Genomic DNA, 2,024 nt, shown 5'->3' on the forward strand with positions numbered 1-2,024 from the left:
CAAAACAGTCGGGTACTGCATTGGCAGGCAGGCCAACCGAGCGGCATCGCCAACGATCAAATCCGCTACAGCCTGAGCGATCACTTGGGCTCAAGCACGCTGGAGCTGGACCAGCAAGGCAACCTGATCAGCCAGGAAAGTTATTACCCGTTTGGCGGCACCGCATGGTGGGCTGCGCGCAGTGCCGTAGAGGCCAAATACAAGACGGTGCGTTACTCAGGCAAGGAGCGCGATGCTAGCGGGCTGTATTACTACGGATTCAGGTATTACGCACCGTGGTTGCAGCGGTGGATCAATCCGGACCCGGCAGGTGATGTGAACGGACTTAATCTTTTTTGTTTCGTGGGCAATAACCCCGTTCTCACCAATGATCTGGATGGCAGAATCTATATAGGTAAACAAGATGAACATGAAAAAGCCGTTTGGGAAGGCTTACACATCATTTATTATCGCGGGCTAGATGAGTTCCCTACTGAGCTGAGAGAAAAATTGAAAAGCGAACTGATCACAGCGCATGCAATTTTTCAAGACGCACTGTACATGATTAAAACTCACCCTGAAGAAAGCCATGAAATCATGAAAGATTTTTTTGGCTTTTTCTATAACGATGCAAAAGACCAGATCATAGAAAATTGGGAGCAGAGCTTCTTACTAGCCGCCCTATATAGGGGCGATCTTGGAAAAGACAAAATTGTGGGCATCAAAAGGCCTCAATACTCAAAGATGCAAGGTTTTGTTAGAACCAACGATCCTGAAGGTCGAATATGGTTGAATATCGATAATATTAATACCCCTGAACTCGCCACTCTTCTAGGCCACGAAATCACTCATGTGGGTGAGGTCAGCGGAAGCCCTGTAAAAGGAGCAAAATCACGCGATTACTATTACCTTAATGATATAAATAACGTGTTCTCCGACCTAAGCAAACCCTTGATACGCAAATACACTTCTTCAGTTATTACTGGAGGGAATATAGTTAAGGAACATATAAAAAACAGCATAGCCTTTATAGAAAAAATCAAGCTTCTTCATCCCTATCCAGACATGGTGAAAACTCTGGACGACGCAGTCAAAGCGTTCAATGATTTCCCCCCCATGCGCCCTCATATTGCTACTGAGAATGCAGACTCGTTGATCCACGCGGCGTATCACCTGCACACACTTTTCAAGAGGGATATCTTGCCAAACTTACAACGTCAACAAGCGAGGCATTCGCACGCACAAGCAAACCCATAGGCGACTTTTTATGTCCCACTCGATGTCAGATGAACCTGCCTGAGTCCCCGAACTCAGCTCAGGTCGCAAGCAGAGAACATTACGAATGAACATGGCGCTGCATACTCACACACCCACGCTGGCCGTTATTGACCCGCGAGGTTTGGCGATGCGCAGCGTTGCGTTTTGCCGTAGCGAGCAGGATCAACCTGCCGATGAGCGGGTGAACTCTCAGACTTATGATCTGGCAGGACGGCTGCTCAGTCAGCGTGATCCACGCCTTGCACTTCCCAATCTCAACACGACTTACAGCCTCAGCGGTCAGGCGCTGCTGACCGAAAGCGTCGACGCCGGCTGGCGGCTCGGGTTATTGAACGAAGCAGGCTTGCCGGTTGAAGGTTGGGACAGTCGCGATAGCCGACGCCAGGTTGAATACGATGCTGTATTGCGCCCTTTGGCAATCACTGAAGACGGGCTGGTAACCGAGCGGTTTGGCTACGGCGAGGCGGATGGTTTTGAGCACAACCAGTGCAACCAGCTCATTCGCCATGACGATACGGCGGGGACTCGTCATCTGCCGGATTACGGTTTGCTCGGGGTTGCACTGACCGAAGTCCGGCAGTTTCTGCTTGATCCAAGAACACCGGACTGGCCACTGACCGAAGCCGAGCGCGATGCCCTGCTGGAGAGCGACAGCCTGGAAACACAGTGGGCGTTCAATTCTCTAGGCGGACAGATTCGGCAGACCGATGCCATGGGTAATACGCAATCCTTCAAACAGACCGTGGCCGGACAATTGAAAGCCGTCG

1 protein-coding gene and 1 pseudogene are annotated in these 2,024 nt (G+C 50.6%); both read left to right on the forward strand.

What is annotated here, in order from left to right; genetic code table 11:
* Positions 1–1,236, forward strand: a 1,236-nt coding sequence (locus EGJ27_RS25235; RefSeq protein ID WP_306085336.1) for an RHS repeat domain-containing protein, incomplete at its 5' end; no start/stop codon positions are given.
* 91 nt (positions 1,237–1,327) lie between these two features.
* A pseudogene (locus EGJ27_RS24665) lies at positions 1,328–2,024 on the forward strand (hypothetical protein); the annotation flags it as partial.

The sequence above is a fragment of the Pseudomonas sp. v388 genome (genome assembly GCF_003935425.1).
Taxonomy (GTDB): domain Bacteria; phylum Pseudomonadota; class Gammaproteobacteria; order Pseudomonadales; family Pseudomonadaceae; genus Aquipseudomonas.